The sequence below is a fragment of the Brevibacillus sp. FW301-21C12A genome, assembly GCF_058788915.1.
On record NZ_JBYTBG010000037.1, the window covers coordinates 1 to 16,193 of the forward strand.

The following is a 16,193-nucleotide window of genomic DNA, read 5'->3' on the forward strand; positions in this document are numbered from 1 at the left end:
GATGGTCAGGACAACTTTCACGATAGAGGAACATCTACGTTTTTTCAATGTCTAGCACGGGTTATGGTGATGAATCAAAAGTTTACTGTATTCAAACAAGTGAAATGGAGGAATTTTTCTTCAGGACAGGGGGATGACATGGTCAGAAAAATCAGCGTTTTGCTCCTTTTGATGACGGCCATCGCCGTATGCACCTTTATTCCCGGCCCGGCTTCTGTCTCAGCTTCCGCTACTGTGCCGCTCTGGCAAAAGCCCGCCGAAAAAGAAACGACCAGCAAGCCAAACGGCGCCACGCACAAAAAGCGAGAGTTTGTGTTTGGCGACGGAGATGTGTACTGGAGCCAGCAAATTAGCGGCAAGAAAAATGCGAAGCCATACGTTATCACCGTACCGATTCAGGGCAACAGCCAAAACATGATGTTCCGCTACAGGGCGTACAACGAATCGAAGCAGCCATTTTGGCAAGCCGTGACGCTGGATCAGGTCAAGATGCTCCCGCTTGCTGCCGGGTTCGTCGAAACAGAGGGACGATACATTTGGCTCGGCATGCCGATCGTCTACGTCGACAAGGGCCGAGGCACGATTGAAGAGCATCCCGAGCTGGCGCTGCCGATCCAGGTCAAACAAAGCGCAAACGGCGTCGTGCTGGAAATCAGGCTGCCGATCAAGGCGGGCTATATGAGCGAGATGTGGGCGCTGGAATCGAGGGAACCGCTCGTGCCGTGGGGCGAGCAAGCGATTGACCAAATCTGGCTTGCGCTCGATGTCACGCAAAACGCAAAGTGGCTGTATGACGGCTACTACTACAAAAGTCCTTCGACCTACGAGCCTACTTCCGCGAACGCCTATTGGCGGATTCCCGAAAATTACGTCTTGCGCTCCTTTTTGTACACGGGAGGCAGCAGGGCAGCGCGCAACATGGGATATGTGATGTTGAAAACAAGCTTGCTCCAGCAGGAGCCGGAGGGGTACTGGAAGACGCTTCCCCGTTCGCTGTGGCTGAGCGAGGACTACGGGATTCCGGACGGCTTTTACGATACGCGCTTTAACACGGGAGCAGCGGACTTGATGCTGCGCGGATGCGTCCAGTACGCGGAAGAGTCGTTTTGCCAGGCGGCGCAAAAATACGGGACGTATTTTCAAAGGCATGCGGCGAGCAACCATTATGTCGTGAATGGGATTCAGTCGGGCTGGCTCGTTGCCGATTACGCTTCTGCGAAAAATCCCGCCGCCCAGACGCATGTCTCGCTCAACCACCAGTTGGCTGAAATCAATTTTCTGTACAGCAGCTACCTGCAATTTGGCGATCCGACCGACAAAGACCTGGCAGACCTGATGCTCGCGGGAGTTGTCAATCTGGGCACCCGCTGGCTGTTGGCAAACGGCGATTTGCACTACGCCTATTTTCCCGACGGCACATTCGGGAGAGCGGACTACCCGTACCTGACCTACAACGATCTGGTCGAAACCCAGCGGCTGTACCGTCTGCTCCACGGAACAGAGGAGCCGACGATTGCCCGGCTTACAGCGAGCAAGCTGGCCTGGATGCAAAAAAACAACGTCGCTTACAGATAAAAAGAAAAGGCTGCTGGATCGCTCGGTCTGATATTATCCCCTTTGAGTAGACAGTGAAAAAAGCCCAAGCATATTGGCTTGGATGGTACACTGATACGTGGAGGGGATCAGTCGCTTTGCTTTGGCTTTTGCAGGGCGAACAAGGTCAAAAAGCTGACCGCCTCCCGCAGCTCCAGGCTCAAGCGCCCCGCGATATCCGGTGTGATGCCTTCCTTGTACACCGGCTCCTCCGCGAGCAGCGCGAAGCCGTTTTCTGCGGCAAGCTGCTTCGCCTCCCAAGGCATCATCGTGTTTTGAATCGTGTTTTCCTCGTACAGCCGCCGATAGCTGTGGGCGCGAGGTCCTGCTGTCGGACCCAAAATGCCGAGGACGAGAATGCCTCCCGGCGCGAGTACGCGGCGCAGCTCCAGCAAAGCTTTCAAGGGGGCGGGCGTAAATTCCACCACGTTAATGGACATCACACCTGCAAACGTACCATCTGCAAACGGCAGCTTGCTGATATCTGCTGTCTGAAACTGAACATTTTCCGGGAAATGCTTTTTCCGTTCCTCGGCGAGACGAATCATTTCCCCGGCAATGTCGACCCCCTCCACTGTATAGCCGTGCCCGGCCAGCTTGCAGCTTGCATAGCCATCCCCGCAGCCAGCGTCCAGAATCGGTCCCCGTCCGGGGGCGACGTGCCGCATGAAAAACGGGAGGATCGTGCTGCGGCTGCCTTTTTCCCACATCTGCTCACTGCGTTTGTGCCAGTCGGCGGCAAACGAATCCCACTGCCTGGCTGCTTCTTGACTCCATTGACTTGACAACCTTCCCACCTCCTGCTCGGATTTGCGCTGCCTTTATTGTACCAAGCGGGCGCTCGAATGCGTACTTTAATCGGTGAAAGCGTTTGAGCGTTTTCGCGTTATTCCGTGTTCTTGCGCGAGGAAGCGCTTCCAATGTAATCTCAAAATAACGACAAAATAATCCCAATAAACCAAAAAGTAATAATAATTGAAAAAGAAGGAAAGCGGAGGGGTAGGCAAATGAGCAACACCGATTTTTTTCCGATTCAGGACTGGGACTATCTGGAGTTTTACGTAGGAAACGCCAAGCAGGCGATGCATTACTTCACCAAGGCGTTCGGCTTTGAGCCAGTCGCGTATGCCGGGCTGGAAACAGGCTCGCGCGAAAAAGTGTCCTACGTGTTGAAGCAAAAGCACATGACTTTTGTCATCAGCGGCGCTCTGACGCCTGACCACCCTATCGCCGAATTTGTGAAAAAGCACGGCGATGGAGTGAAAGACGTCGCCCTGCGCGTGGACGACTGTGAGCAAGCGTACCGCGAGGCTGTATCCCGCGGCGCGATTCCGATCATGGAGCCGACCGAATACACGGACGAATTTGGTACCGTGAAAAAAGCGGTAATCGGCACATACGGCGAAAACATTCATTCCTTCATCGAACGGAAAAACTACAACGGCCCGTTCCTGCCCGGCTATACCGCCTTCGAGTCTTCGGTAAAAGCCGAGAGCACCGGACTGATCGGAATCGACCACGTCGTCGGAAACGTGGAAGTCATGGACGAATGGGTAGGTTATTACCAGCGGGTCATGGGCTTCACGGCGGTGCAAAACTTCAGCGAGGACGACATTTCCACCGAGTATTCGGCGCTCATGTCCAAAGTGATGCAAAACGGTACAGGCCGCATCAAGTTCCCGATCAACGAGCCGGCGGAAGGCCGCCGCAAGTCGCAAATCCAGGAGTTTCTGGAGTTTTACAAAGGTCCAGGCGTGCAGCACATCGCGATCTTGACCAACGACATCATCGAAACCGTCTCGAAGCTGCGTGAAAACGGCGTAGACTTCCTCACCGTGCCGGACACGTACTACGAAGACTTGAAGGAGCGCGTAGGCGAAATCGACGAGGATATCGAAGCGCTGAAAAAGTTGGGCGTGCTGGTCGACCGCGACGATGAAGGCTACCTGCTGCAACTGTTCAGCAAGCCGATTGTGGACCGTCCGACGCTGTTTATCGAAATCATCCAGCGCAAAGGGGCACGCGGCTTCGGCAACGGCAACTTCAAGGCGCTGTTCGAGGCGCTGGAGCGCGAGCAGGAGCGCCGCGGCAACCTGTAACGCTTCGTTTACACGCATCATCTGGAAACTGGAAAAGCCGTCTGTTGTGCGCCGAACGTGCAACAGGCGGCTTTTTTGCGTGCGGGAGGGCGAACAAGCAGAAGCAAGCGTGCATGCCGCCGGAAAATCTGTGCGTTTGCGCCCGCGATGCTCGGCTTTTGGGACGGTTGCTTTTCGCTACAGGGGGGCTTGAGTGTACCCTCAGACAAGTTTTTCTGTTCTGCTTACTCTGACAATTCGCTTGACCGCTTCTTCGCCCGCTGGAGATAATGGAGCAAAGGGCAGCCGCTTGCCGGATTTTCGAGCGGGCCTGGAAGTGTGCGAAGAGGGTGAGCCGATGAACATGTCTTTGATGATACCACTGGCGGAGCGGACGGCTGTTTTGATCGTAACCGCTTTGCTGTTTACGCGGGTGCGGGCTTTCCGCAGCATCTTGAACCAGCAGGCGACCTGGCGGGAAAAGGCCGTGATGGTGTTCATCTTTTCCGCGATTTCGATTCTCGGGACGTACAACGGCATCTGGTACCAGGACGCGATCGCCAATTCCCGCGTCATCGGCACGGTAGTAGCCGGATTGCTCGCAGGCCCATGGGTCGGGCTGATGACGGGCCTTGTCGCTGGCATACACCGCTATTCGCTTGGCGGCTTCACCGACCTGGCCTGCACGATCTCCACGATCAGCGAAGGGGTCATGGCCGGACTGATTTACCAGTTTCGCCGCAACCGCAATCAGGAGATCGGCTGGACTACCGCGCTGGTCGTAGGCTTTTTGGCGGAATGGATGCAGATGGGGATTATTTTGCTCGTGGCCCGGCCGTACGAGGACGCGCTTGCACTCGTGCAATCGATCAGCATCCCGATGTCTGTCGTCAACTCGCTCGGCATCGCCATCCTGATTATCATTATTGACCTGGTGAAAAAAGAAGAAGACCGGATCGGCGCACTCCAGGCGCAGCGGACTATGCAGGTCGCGGATAAAACGCTGTCCTATTTGCGCGAAGGCTTGACCTATGAATCGGCGAAAAAGGTGGCGGAGGAAATTTTGCGCACGACGCGGGTAGCCGCCGTCGCGATTACCGATACGCGCTGCGTGCTTGCCCATGTCGGCGCAGGCTCGTCGCACCACGTGGTGGGAGAAGGCATCTCTACCAAGGCGACCAAGGAAGTGCTGGAAAGCAAAAAGCTGATGATCGCCCGGACAAAAGAGGAGATCGGTTGCATGGAGACGAGCTGCTCCTTGCGCTATGCGATTATCGTCCCGCTGATGCGCAGGCGGGAGGTCGCGGGCGTGCTCAAACTGTACCAGGATCGCTCGCGCATGCTCTCGGCGGTCGATCTGGAGCTGGTGCGCGGCTTGGGCAACCTGATTTCTACCCAACTGGAGCTGGCCGAGCTGGAAAAGCAGTCGCGGCTGCTCGCGGACGCGGAGATCAAAGCGCTGCACGCGCAGATCAACCCGCATTTTTTGTTCAATGCGCTCAATACGATTGTGTCTTTCATCCGCTTCCGGCCGGAGCAGGCGCGCGAGCTGCTGATTCATCTCGGCGAGTATTTTCGCCGCAACTTACACGACTCCAGCGGCTATGTCAGCCTGGCCGGAGAGCTGGAGCACATCGAGGCGTATTTGGCGATCGAACGGGCGCGCTTTGGTGAAAAGCTGCACGTGGAATACGACATTGAGGCCGGGGTGGAACGGTACACGGTACCTGGTCTGATTCTTCAGCCGCTTGTGGAAAACGCGGTCAAGCACGGGCTGCTCCCTAAGCGCGCGGGAGGCACGGTCAAGATTCGGGCGAGAAGAGTCCAGCACGATACGCTCGAACTGACCGTGGCGGACGATGGAGTCGGGATGGACACAGACCCGTTTTTGCTCGCCCAGACGCAAAAAAGCGATCGGCGCCGTCTGTCGGGAATCGGCCTGTCCAACGTGAAAAACAGGCTCGCCTCGATCTACGGCGAGCCTTATGGAATCGTCATCGAAAGCAGCGCGGGGAAAGGGACGACGTGTACGATACAATTGCCAATAGGAGTGAGTAGCAGTGCTAAAAGTGTTCATCGTGGATGACGAGGCACCGGCGCGGGAGGAACTGCGCTATTTGCTTGCGCAGTTTCCCGATGTGTCGGTAATCGGGGAAGCGGCCAGCGGGGAAGAGGCGATCGAAGCCGTCATGCAGTTGGAGCCGGATGCGGTCTTCCTGGACATCCACCTGCAAGATCGGGATGGCGTCGACGTGGGTCAGGAGCTTCTGGAGTCGATAGTGCGTCCGCCGGTCATCATTTTCGCGAGCGCCTATGAAATCCATGCGGTTCGCGCTTTTGAAACAGAAGCGGTCGATTACATCGTCAAGCCGTTTAGCGAGACGCGGCTGGAAAAGACGATGAATCGCGTCCGTAAGATGCTGCACGCGCAAAAAACGCGGGCCGAGCCAGCGCGCTTTTCCGAGGAACAACTGCAAAGCCTGCTGCAAACCGTCCTGGCCGATCAGCAGCCGCGGCGTGTACCTGTGGAAAAAAACGGAAAAATCATACTGATCGACCCGAACGAAATCGTCTTCGCCACCTTGGAAGGACGTTACGCAAGCATTTACACCGACTGCGAGCAGTACGCCACCAGCTTTACGCTGCAGGAGCTGGAGAGCCGCCTGTCGCGCCAGCAGTTTTTCCGGACGCACCGGGCGTTTATCGTCAATTTGGCAAAAACGGCTGAGCTGGTTCCGTGGTTCAAAGGCTCGATTCACCTGGTCATGCAGGACAGCCGCAAGACAGAGGTGCCCGTCAGCCGCAACGTGGTGAAGGAGTTGAAAAAGCGGCTGGGCTTTTAGCCGGGGCGGATATTTTCCCGTTTGCGCCGAGCATGCGTTGCCACAGTCCCAGCCGGAAGCTTTTTGCCGATGCCAAAAACCCGTCTCCCGCACTAGGATACGTGCTGGTTGACGGGCTTTTGGCTTTGGGAGCGGTTACAGGAGTGGTGGTCCGCAACTGCCTCTCTTCGCAAAAATGGAAGAGAGGCAGTTGAAAAGCAATCACGCTACCCGATAAAGTATTTCAAGGCGAACAGACCAATCACCACGAACACAGTGCAGATGGAAAAAACTTTGATGCTTTTGACCGTTCTCTCGATCATTTCGATTTCTTTTTGGCTGTATTTCATAGCGTCGCGAATCTCCCTTCAGGTTCATCATTCTTGTGGAAACTTTGGTTTAATACTGTAGTCTATTGAGGAGGCCGTAAAGATCGAAGATTATACACTTTGCCAAAGAATCCTTAAGGCTGCTATTGCTGATCTGGACAGAGCATTCCTTGACTAGAGTTTTCTCGTTTTCTCAACGAAAACAATTGAACCCCAGGACGAGGATGACACAGAATGGTCCGATAACGATGCAAATAATTATCTGAACAGCGTTGATTGTGAACCGCATGAATTTTTCTCGCTTATTGAAAAATACAATGAGTTAGCCGCAATTCTTCAACAGAACAAAAACATCTGGACAATAACAAAGCCCCGATTGACTCGGGGCTTTATTATATCTATATTGTTACATAATGCACATTATCGGGACCTATTTAGATGTTGTATCCGCTTCAAATTCCTTAAGACTCTTATACTGTACTTTTTCAGCTTTCTTGCCCTTTTGGTTGTCCTCTTTTACCAGTGTCCATTGATCCTTATCTCGTTTATACACGTAAAGGTGGTTAGTTCCACTGTCTAGTGATTTATAAAGAACAATAGCCTCAGACAAGTCTTTTTTCAGGAATAGCCCCGGCTCAAAGTCTCCCTGTTTTTGTTTCTTTAAGACGTCATTAAATATTATCATAAAAAGTGTAGTGGATTCATCTTTTCCTAATCCATAGTCTGTTTCATGAAGGCTGTAGTATGTGTAGTCGGATTGGTTGATTTTAAATGTTTTAATTGCATCATCATATGTTTCTGATAATTTTTTTTGTACTTCATTTTTGGCATAAATTTCATATTCCTGCTCTATTTTTAACGAGTCTTTTGCGTAAATGTTTGTGTATCCATAAAAGAGTGAAGCGGCACACATTGTTACAGCAAGGGTAACCATTACTTTTTTCATTTCAAGATTCCTCCTTAAATTTACATTCCAGGATGGGTTTTAGAGTGGCTGTCTCTATCTTTGATGCCACTAGGAGCCCCACCTATGAATATTTCACCAGCATTGCTTACTCCCCAAGTAGCTGGATCTCCTTCTTTACCACTTGTCCATTTTAGTTCAGAAGGACTTTTTGCTTCATATGCATCATCAGTGAGGTAACTTCCTCCATCTAACGTTACCCACATTTGATGATAAATGGCTTCATCACTGGCTCTTGAACCAGAAGCGGTTATCTTTGAGGTTATATTAACTTTGTAGTAATTGGAGAAGTTTGAAAAGCTAACTAGTGCATCTGCAGTGACACTTGACCAAGCTGCATAAACTGGAACTGCAAGTATTGTGACAGTTGTAAATGCAGTAGCCAAAATAGTTATCGTTTTTTTGTTAATAACCATTTTACTACCTCTATTGCAATATATTTACTGTTGATTTTAGCAAAAATTGTAAAAAATTCAACAAAATTCCGCGATAATTGGATAATTGTTCTTTTTAAATAAGGATTTTGTAGAAAATTAGTCCCGATATAGCCAACGCGAATAGCCCGATCAACGTCTCGATCCGGCTAAATCTCTTTCCTACCTTTATTACGAATCAGAGGGAGAAAGGTTTCCGTAATTGTATGCGTTTTCACTCAAGCAGTTATGTTGCATCTCGTGCTTGTTTTTGTACCGTTCAGCCATTTTTTGTTTAGGCCATGCCCTCCTTCGTGATACCTTGTGGTAAGATGAATTGCCTGAATTTTTAATTATTAAAAGAAAGAGAAAAGGAGGCGGATCGAATGAAAAAATGGCTTCTCTCCCTCCTGATTTGGGGCGGGATTGCCGCTTTGGGTGCGGTTGGCTTTGGGATCATCGCACTCAGTCGCGGAGAGTCAGTCAACTCGTTCTGGTTGCTGACTGCTGCATTTTGCACTTATGCCGTTGCTTACCGTTTTTACAGCCGTTTTATTGCCAGAAAAATTATGGGGCTTGATGACAATCGGGCCACACCTGCAGAAGTAAACAACGACGGAAAAGACTTTGTACCGACGAACAAATGGATTTTGTTCGGGCATCACTTCGCCGCGATTGCCGGAGCGGGGCCGCTGGTAGGCCCGACCTTGGCGGCCCAGATGGGGTATTTGCCGGGGACGATCTGGATTATCGTCGGGGTCGTGATCGGCGGAGCGGTGCAGGATTTCGTCATTTTGTTCGGCTCCATGCGCCGCAACGGGAAAACGCTGGGACAGATCGCCAAAGAAGAGATCGGTCCGGTTGGCGGCGTGCTCGCCTTGGTCGGAATCATTGCGATTATGGTCATTTTGATTGCTGTTTTGGCGATGGTCGTTGTAAACGCTCTCGCGGAGTCTCCGTGGGCTACCTTTACGATTTTCATGACGCTGCCGATCGCTGTGTTGATGGGGCTGTACATGCGCTACATTCGCCCAGGCCGGGTAATGGAAGGCTCGCTGATCGGTCTGGCGCTCTTGTTCTTCTCCCTCTGGCTGGGACAGCTTGTCGCGGCTTCGCCAACGTGGGGCCCTGCTTTTACGTTCAGCAAGGTGCAACTCGCGTGGATGATTATCATTTACGGCTTTATCGCTTCGGTTTTGCCTGTCTGGCTGCTTTTGGCGCCGCGCGATTACCTCAGTTCGTTTTTGAAGGTCGGAACGATTGCCGTGCTGGCCGTAGGAATCGTGCTGACGCTGCCACCGCTGCACATGCCTGCTCTGACCAAGTTCATTGATGGGACGGGTCCTGTGTTTGCGGGCAACTTGTTCCCGTTCTTGTTCATTACGATTGCCTGCGGGGCGGTATCCGGTTTCCACGCGCTCGTCTCGTCCGGTACGACGCCGAAGATGATCGCCAAAGAATCGCATGCGCCGCTGATCGGCTACGGCGGGATGCTGATGGAGTCCGGCGTGGCGATCATGGCGATGATTGCAGCGTGTGTTCTGACGCCTGGCGTTTACTTTGCGATCAACTCTCCGGCGGCCGTTATCGGCGTGGACGCTGCGGCAGCCGCTTCGACCATTACCGGCTGGGGCTTTACCGTCACGCCTGACCAGTTGACGACGCTCGCCAACGACATCCAGGAAAAGACCGTTCTCTCCCGGACAGGCGGCGCTCCGTCGCTGGCGATCGGGATGGCGACGATCTTCTCCGGCATTTTGGGCGGAAAAGCGCTGATGGCGTTCTGGTACCACTTCGCGATTTTGTTTGAAGCTGTTTTCATCTTGACCACGATTGATGCGGGAACCCGCGTAGGGCGCTTCATGGTGCAAGACATGCTCGGCAACGTCATCCCGAAAATGAAGCAGGTCAACTGGCTGCCAGGGAACCTGATCGGCTCGGCGATCATCACGTTCGGGTGGGGCTACTTCCTGCTGCAAGGCGTGATGGACCCGCTCGGCGGCATCTACACCTTGTGGCCGCTGTTCGGAATCGCCAACCAGATGCTTGCTGCGATTGCCTTTACGGTCGGCACGACCTTGATTTTCAAAATGGGCAAGGCGGCCTATTCGTGGGTCACGCTCGTTCCGATGGCTTGGCTGACAACGGCTACGCTGACAGCAGGCTGGCAAAAGCTGTTCCATGCTGATCCGAAAATCGGCTTCCTCGCCCATGCGGAAGCATTCCAAAAGGCACTGGATGCCGGAACGCTGCCGAACGGCGTAAAAACGATTGAGGCCGCGCAAAAAATGATTCTGAACGACCAGATTGACGCAGCGGTGTGCGCGATCTTCATGGTCATCACGATCGGCATTATCCTCGACGGGGCGCGCGTGTGGATCAACATCCTGCGCGGCAAGCAGTATCCGCTGTACGAGTCGCCGTACATCCAGTCCAAAGGGCCTGTGATTGACGGAAAAGGACACCATGTCGCATGAAACGAAAGCTGAGAGAGATGCGTAAGGCGCTGCGGCGGGTCAGCTCGGCGATCAAAACGGTTTTCGGCATGCCGGACTACGATCGCTACCTCCAGCATTGGTACGAAACGCACGGCGCTCCAGGCATTTTTCCGATGACCGAGCGCGAGTATTACATGTACGCCCTGCGCGAACGGTTTGAAAAAGGCGGAGTGACGCGCTGCTGCTAGTTCGCTCAACAACAAAGGGTGCCTCGACTGTCATTAGCTGACGGGCGGGCACCCTTTTTCACGGGGGAGCAAGGCGCAGAGGGCGCGTTCGGGCAGCCAGGCTATTGCGCCGCATCGGCTGTTCCATATCGCTGTAGGCGGTAGCAAGCTGCACAGTTTCTGCCTGGACAGGTGTTTTTTCCAGAAAAAGCAAAACGAGAAAAGGCACGGGCAGCCGGAGTATGACTCGTTTCCTCGGAAAATCCCTCTTGACGGTGTTATTTCTGGGACGAATTTTCGGCAAAAACGTTACAGTATTTTCCAGATGGCAATTCAGGCAATTCGCTTGCTTTGCGTGTGGTGTAACCGCAGGTAAAGTATGGTACACTAAAAAGAAAGTCAAGTTTTAGGTGGCGATATGCGTGCAAGCATCAACTCTGGCGGCGCTAAAAGAGCTGGCTCTGCAATGCGCCCGTTCAGCGGGTGAGCTGAGTCTGAAACGAATGAAGGAGCCTTTTACCGTCGAATATAAGACGTCTGCCTCCGATCTTGTCACGGCCGTAGATAAAGAAGTGGAGAAGCATGTCGTCAACATGATTTTGCAGCGGTTTCCGGATCACGGGATTTTGGGGGAAGAGCGCACCTTTGCGGAAGACCCTGCCAAGTACGAGACGCTGTGGGTCATTGACCCGATTGATGGTACGACCAACTTTGTGCATCAGCAGATCAATTTTTCCGTTTCCATTGCCGTTTATCATAAGGGAGAGGGCCTTGTCGGCGTGGTTTACGATCCTTCGCGCGACGAGCTGTTTTACGCCGTAAAAGGCGAGGGAGCGTATTTGAACGACCGCCCGCTTCGTCTGGACCGCGCAGTCAGCCTGGAAGAAGCGCTGTTGTGCACGAGCGTTTTTTGGAACAAGCGCGCCGAGCAGATGGGCATTGATTTGATCGTGAAAAAGCTCGCCGGAAAAGTGCGCGGAATGCGTCTTCTGGGCAGTGCCGCGCTGGAGATGGCGTACGTTGCGGCCGGAAGACTGGATGGGTACGTGAGCCTTTCGCTCAACGCGTGGGATTTTGGGGCCGGGCGAATCATCGTGGAAGAAGCAGGCGGCCGGGTGACGACAATGACGGGCACACCGTTGCCCTACGACCAAAAAAGCAGCGTGATGGCCTGCAACCCGACCTTTTATGAGGAACTGCAACATTACCTGAAATCCGAAAATACGGATGTACCGTCATAAAACGAACAGGCACACAGACAAAAACCTGCTGGATATGGGCATCCGGCGGGTTTTCCTTTTAGGCAGGGCAAAATGGGGCAGGATGGTTGCCAGGCGCATATGCTATCACAGCATAGCCAGACGACGAAGAGCAACTGCGTTTGGCACGAAGTCGGCTTGTCCCAGAAGGAGGGATAAACATGACGCTGATCGGGGAAAGTGTCCAGTTGATCTTGCAGCACCAGGCGAGCACCGGAGCGTATCTCGCTTCGCCCGGTTTTGCTCACTATCAATATGCGTGGTTGCGGGATGGAACGTTTACGGCATACGCGATGAATCGGATCGGCGAGCATGAGAGCGCCCGCAAGTTTTACCGATGGTGCGATTTTGTGATCCGAAAGCATGAGGCAAAGGCAAGAGCGGCCATTGCAGCAGCGAAAACAGGAGCAGATGCGGGCAAGGACCGCTTTTTGCATACGCGCTTTACAGCAGACGGAGAAGAAGTGGCAGGCGAATGGGGCAACTTTCAGCTCGATGGCTACGGGACATGGCTGTGGGGGCTGGCGGAGCATGTACGGATGAGCGGGGAGCATGATTTGATCCAACAACTGAAGCCTTCGATTGAGCTGACCATTGATTATGTCACAGCGTGCTGGCAGCTCCCTAACTTTGATTGCTGGGAAGAGGGCGGAGAGCGAATCCACCCGGTAACGCTGGGCGCGATTTATGCCGGGATCAAAGCGATGGAGCCTTATTTGCCCAACCGTGCTTCCGAGCTGGCGCGGCTAGGCGAGACGATTCGCCAGTTCATACGGGAGCATGGCACAGCCGACGGGCGATTTATCAAATCAGTGGGCGATCAGGCGGTGGATGCCAGTCTGCTCTGGCTGGCTTTGCCGTACGGGGTGGTCGCGGTGGATGATCCGCTCATGCAAAAGACGGTGCAAACAATCGAGGCGGAGCTGCGTGCGGGATATGGCGTGCATCGGTACGCTGCCGATACGTATTACGGCGGGGGACAGTGGCTGCTGTTGACCGCCTGGTTGGGCTGGTACTACGTGCGTACAGGCAGGCGGGAGGAAGCAGAAAAAATGCTCGGGTGGATCGCTTCCCAGCACCAGCCGGGCGGCTTTCCGGAGCAGGTGCAGGAGCATTTGCTGTCGCCCGGACATTACGAGTCGTGGGTCAAAAGGGAAGGCAAACCAGCTGTGCCGCTTCTTTGGTCGCATGCGATGTTTCTGGTTTTGGCAGCGGAGCTTGGTGTGCAGCAGTAGCCACTTTGTCATGAAGCAGCCAGTTGCCGATATGGAAACGGTGACTGGTTGTGTTGTTTCCTTTCCTATAAAAAAATGCCCAATGAGTTATAGTCATGAATGTAGTCTTGGACAATCTGTGCAACGATGGCCGACTTCGTAACAGGAATATCTTTGAGATAAAATGTTTCAGACTTTAGCGTGGAATGAGACGATTCGATCAAGGCATTATCAGCAGGTGTACCTTTACGGGAAATGCTCATGGTAATGCCCTTTTACTTTACGGCTTGTTGATACGCATTAGATGTATAAACGAAGCCTTAATTTCTGTGCAAAATGCAGTTCGTCATTACAGGCAATGATTCAACGTATCTAAAACCAAAGTTGTATTTTGTTAGACTCTAATACTGTATGCGATGACTTCGCCATACAAGAACAGGCAGGAGCTTGCTGGTCATTCGGTTAACATTAATGACGGGCTCGGAAACGAATGACGCCAGGATGCTAATCTACAGAGGGCTGAAAAGTCTGTTAATAACCAAATTGATGAAAGGGAATCGATGACTTGGGGGCAGTATATATGGCTCGGACAAGCAGGTATAAGCGGAAGCTCATGTCGCGGCCAACTCACTGCAGGATTTCTTTGAATTGAGGTAAAGTCTGCCTTTACTGGGGGGCTTAGTTTTAATTGAATAATATTTCTCATTTGTAAAATAAAAGGAAAATGTTGACAAGTAATTATTTTAGGTATATTATACCTCATGTAAATGAAGTTATTTACATGAAAGGTGGATATTTACAAATAAAAAAAGAATCTTAACAACAGCTCTAGCCACTCTGCTATCTTTAGGAGTGATTTCACTTCCAAATAACAATGTGATAGCAGCTTCTGCCGCAACAAATAATCACACTTTTTCTCAGAAAATTTATGACATTGATACAGGGTTTCCTGTTGGGGAGATAAAAACTAGTGTTTCTAGCAATACTAAAGAACTTTCTGATGGAACTAAAATAGTTACTCTAAGTAAAACTGTTACTATCAGTGGTAATAATCAAAATAACAAAACAAAGAAGAGTGTCGATACTATTAAAATAACTCCTAATGGTGAATATTTTATTAATGGAAAAAATTATCTAAAGAAGAATTGAGTAAACCGCTCATAAATAAAGTAAGCTCAAAGGCGCAATCTGGCGGGCTATCTTGGCTTACATCTTATAATGAAATAAATAAAGACTATTATGTTTTACGATCGTATCCCGATGCTGATTTCTGGCTTGACAAAGGAATTGGTAAACAACTTACATGGTACACAAAAGGAAATTATAAGGTTTCCGACTTTAAGGCATATGCAAACACTGTTAGCAGTTGTAGATCATCTCTAATTACACTTGGTTCAACATTACTTGCTGAACTAGGTGTAGCTGTTCTTACTGTAGAAACAGTAATCGGAACAATTTCTGCTGGTGGTGCTGCTGCAATTACTGCTCGCGAAATATACAGTCAAAGTACTACTGCTCATGAAGCAATGGCTAATGCGTACTCGATCTTGGAAAATGCTTACTAATATTAACTTTGGAGTAACTAGAGAAGGAGTTATCCTTCTCTAGTTACGCTTGTAAACTATCGGCACTTTCTCAAGAGACTTTATGGTTTCTACGGCTGTAATTAAGTTAAAACTCGTCATTATCGAGGAGGGATTTAATTTGAATGTATCCGTGGTATTAAGTATTTTAGTTCTGTTATTATTTGTATATATATTCATTAAGAAAAAATACAAAAGTAAAAATGAAAAGATTGGATTAATTGTTATTTTTATGTTATTACTATTTGTTTTCATAAAAACAATTATTTCATAAATTTTAATCAAAGCTTGTAATGCTTTTTTAATCACCTCTCTAAAGGTTTAATGGATACTCTATTTTAGAAGTACTGTGAGTCATAAAAATTGCCACAGACATACTTCATCGTACAATCAGTTATTTTGTATGGACTAGAGGATAAAGTAATTTGGCTAAACGTGAAAGGTGAAAATGCTGAACCTTTTAATGGGTAATAAATTCATTTAAATTAAAGCCCCGGTTCCGTAGGGTTTTTGTTGTTTCTTCCTTAAAAGCAAAAGTAGTAATATTTTAGAGAAGGTGTATGGATAGGAAAATTTGGCTGTTAGTGCAAAGGGCAGGTGCGGCCATCTTTTTCTTGCTTTTCCGCCAAGCAAGCGCTAACATATGATACTGATAACCATTATCACGAAATGCTGATGTCCATCCAAAGAAGGTGAACCATATGTCCATTGCCAAAGTCATTCGCGAGCGCCGCTCGATTAAAAAGGGCTATAAACCGGATGCCGTGCCGGAAGAACTCGTACTGGAACTGCTGAATGATGCGGTGTACGCACCGAACCACGGTTTGCGTGAGCCATGGCGCTTTTTGTTTGTGCCGTCCGAGAAAAAGGAAGCGTTTGTAGAGAAGCTGATTACTGTCTATCCGGCGGAAACGCACCCGGCGCGCCGCGAGATGTACAACCAGCCAGCCGCTTACCTGATCGTCATCATGCCGGAAGACCCGCGGCAAAAGCAGTGGGAAGAAGACTTCAGCGCCGTTTGCGCGCTGATTCAAAACTTCCAGCTCCTGGCCTGGGAGCGCAATCTCGGCGTCGTCTGGAAGACCAACCAGCACAACTGGGACCCAAAAGCGCATCAGCTTCTGGGCGTGGCGCCAGGCGAGAAGATCGTCGGCTTTTTGCACCTCGGCTTTTTCGACCAGGAAGACGTGCCGGAAGCTCGCCCACGGACGCGGGCGGAAGAGAAGTTTACGCGGTTTGAATAAGGGCTGTTCTAGCAAAGACATCGGCTAGG

General features: G+C 51.1%; 15 protein-coding genes and 1 pseudogene. 11 read left to right on the forward strand and 5 right to left on the reverse strand.

The features are described 5' to 3' along the window. The first annotated feature begins 138 nt into the window (after positions 1-138). Positions 139-1,575 carry a hypothetical protein gene (locus AC3WQH_RS19400; protein WP_122953294.1) on the forward strand — a complete coding sequence of 479 codons (1,437 nt, stop codon included), beginning with the start codon at positions 139-141 and terminating at the stop codon, positions 1,573-1,575. A 107-nt stretch (positions 1,576-1,682) separates the two neighbouring features. Here AC3WQH_RS19400 and AC3WQH_RS19405 read toward each other — a convergent pair whose 3' ends face one another. Then, complete coding sequence (locus tag AC3WQH_RS19405) at positions 1,683-2,381, reverse strand: class I SAM-dependent methyltransferase (RefSeq protein WP_310670646.1); 699 nt, start codon at positions 2,379-2,381, stop codon at positions 1,683-1,685. 219 nt (positions 2,382-2,600) lie between these two features. Between AC3WQH_RS19405 and hppD the strand changes: the two genes are divergently transcribed. From hppD to AC3WQH_RS19420, 3 genes are all read left to right on the forward strand, one after another. Further along, entirely contained in the window at positions 2,601-3,692 is a 1,092-nt protein-coding gene (gene hppD / locus AC3WQH_RS19410) for a 4-hydroxyphenylpyruvate dioxygenase (RefSeq protein ID WP_005835220.1), read from the forward strand. 337 nt (positions 3,693-4,029) lie between these two features. Then, entirely contained in the window at positions 4,030-5,757 is a 1,728-nt protein-coding gene (locus AC3WQH_RS19415) for a LytS/YhcK type 5TM receptor domain-containing protein (protein WP_492332211.1), read from the forward strand. Continuing rightward, entirely contained in the window at positions 5,732-6,514 is a 783-nt protein-coding gene (locus tag AC3WQH_RS19420; RefSeq protein ID WP_197186839.1) for a LytTR family transcriptional regulator DNA-binding domain-containing protein, read from the forward strand. Before AC3WQH_RS19415 ends, AC3WQH_RS19420 begins: the two co-directional genes overlap by 26 nt. Positions 6,515-6,720: 206 nt before the next feature. Here AC3WQH_RS19420 and AC3WQH_RS19425 read toward each other — a convergent pair whose 3' ends face one another. The 3 genes from AC3WQH_RS19425 to AC3WQH_RS19435 all read right to left on the reverse strand — a co-directional run bounded on the left by AC3WQH_RS19425 (position 6,721) and on the right by AC3WQH_RS19435 (position 8,202). Beyond that, positions 6,721-6,843 (reverse strand): hypothetical protein, encoded by a 123-nt coding sequence (locus tag AC3WQH_RS19425; protein WP_007778933.1) that lies wholly within the window; start codon positions 6,841-6,843, stop codon positions 6,721-6,723. 409 nt (positions 6,844-7,252) lie between these two features. Further along, positions 7,253-7,768, reverse strand: coding sequence for a hypothetical protein (locus tag AC3WQH_RS19430; protein ID WP_005830345.1), 516 nt, complete (start codon positions 7,766-7,768; stop codon positions 7,253-7,255). Between the two features lie 20 nt (positions 7,769-7,788). Then, positions 7,789-8,202 carry a hypothetical protein gene (locus tag AC3WQH_RS19435; RefSeq protein WP_129552186.1) on the reverse strand — a complete coding sequence of 138 codons (414 nt, stop codon included), beginning with the start codon at positions 8,200-8,202 and terminating at the stop codon, positions 7,789-7,791. Between the two features lie 383 nt (positions 8,203-8,585). Between AC3WQH_RS19435 and AC3WQH_RS19440 the strand changes: the two genes are divergently transcribed. The 4 genes from AC3WQH_RS19440 to AC3WQH_RS19455 all read left to right on the forward strand — a co-directional run bounded on the left by AC3WQH_RS19440 (position 8,586) and on the right by AC3WQH_RS19455 (position 13,358). Then, positions 8,586-10,676, forward strand: coding sequence for a carbon starvation CstA family protein (locus tag AC3WQH_RS19440; RefSeq protein WP_026557834.1), 2,091 nt, complete (start codon positions 8,586-8,588; stop codon positions 10,674-10,676). Then, positions 10,673-10,885: a CstA-like transporter-associated (seleno)protein gene (locus AC3WQH_RS19445; protein ID WP_005830341.1), complete on the forward strand. Its 213-nt coding sequence runs from the start codon at positions 10,673-10,675 to the stop codon at positions 10,883-10,885. Before AC3WQH_RS19440 ends, AC3WQH_RS19445 begins: the two co-directional genes overlap by 4 nt. A gap of 401 nt (positions 10,886-11,286) precedes the next feature. Then, the gene (locus tag AC3WQH_RS19450) at positions 11,287-12,105 is read left to right on the forward strand and encodes an inositol monophosphatase family protein (RefSeq protein WP_007778946.1); all 819 of its coding nucleotides are present in this window, start codon (positions 11,287-11,289) and stop codon (positions 12,103-12,105) included. Between the two features lie 179 nt (positions 12,106-12,284). Further along, positions 12,285-13,358, forward strand: a complete 1,074-nt coding sequence (locus AC3WQH_RS19455) for a glycoside hydrolase family 15 protein (RefSeq protein WP_340673462.1) — start codon at positions 12,285-12,287, stop codon at positions 13,356-13,358. A 65-nt stretch (positions 13,359-13,423) separates the two neighbouring features. Here the strand turns inward: AC3WQH_RS19455 and AC3WQH_RS19460 are convergent. After that, positions 13,424-13,785: pseudogene (locus AC3WQH_RS19460) on the reverse strand (integrase core domain-containing protein); the annotation flags it as partial. Positions 13,786-14,189: 404 nt separating this feature from the next. Between AC3WQH_RS19460 and AC3WQH_RS19465 the strand changes: the two are divergent. The 3 genes from AC3WQH_RS19465 to AC3WQH_RS19475 all read left to right on the forward strand — a co-directional run bounded on the left by AC3WQH_RS19465 (position 14,190) and on the right by AC3WQH_RS19475 (position 16,164). Continuing rightward, positions 14,190-14,486: a hypothetical protein gene (locus tag AC3WQH_RS19465; RefSeq protein WP_492332212.1), complete on the forward strand. Its 297-nt coding sequence runs from the start codon at positions 14,190-14,192 to the stop codon at positions 14,484-14,486. Then, positions 14,483-14,902 carry a hypothetical protein gene (locus tag AC3WQH_RS19470; RefSeq protein WP_492332213.1) on the forward strand — a complete coding sequence of 140 codons (420 nt, stop codon included), beginning with the start codon at positions 14,483-14,485 and terminating at the stop codon, positions 14,900-14,902. Before AC3WQH_RS19465 ends, AC3WQH_RS19470 begins: the two co-directional genes overlap by 4 nt. Positions 14,903-15,621: 719 nt before the next feature. Beyond that, positions 15,622-16,164, forward strand: coding sequence for a nitroreductase family protein (locus AC3WQH_RS19475; RefSeq protein ID WP_005836576.1), 543 nt, complete (start codon positions 15,622-15,624; stop codon positions 16,162-16,164). Positions 16,165-16,193: the final 29 nt, after the last annotated feature.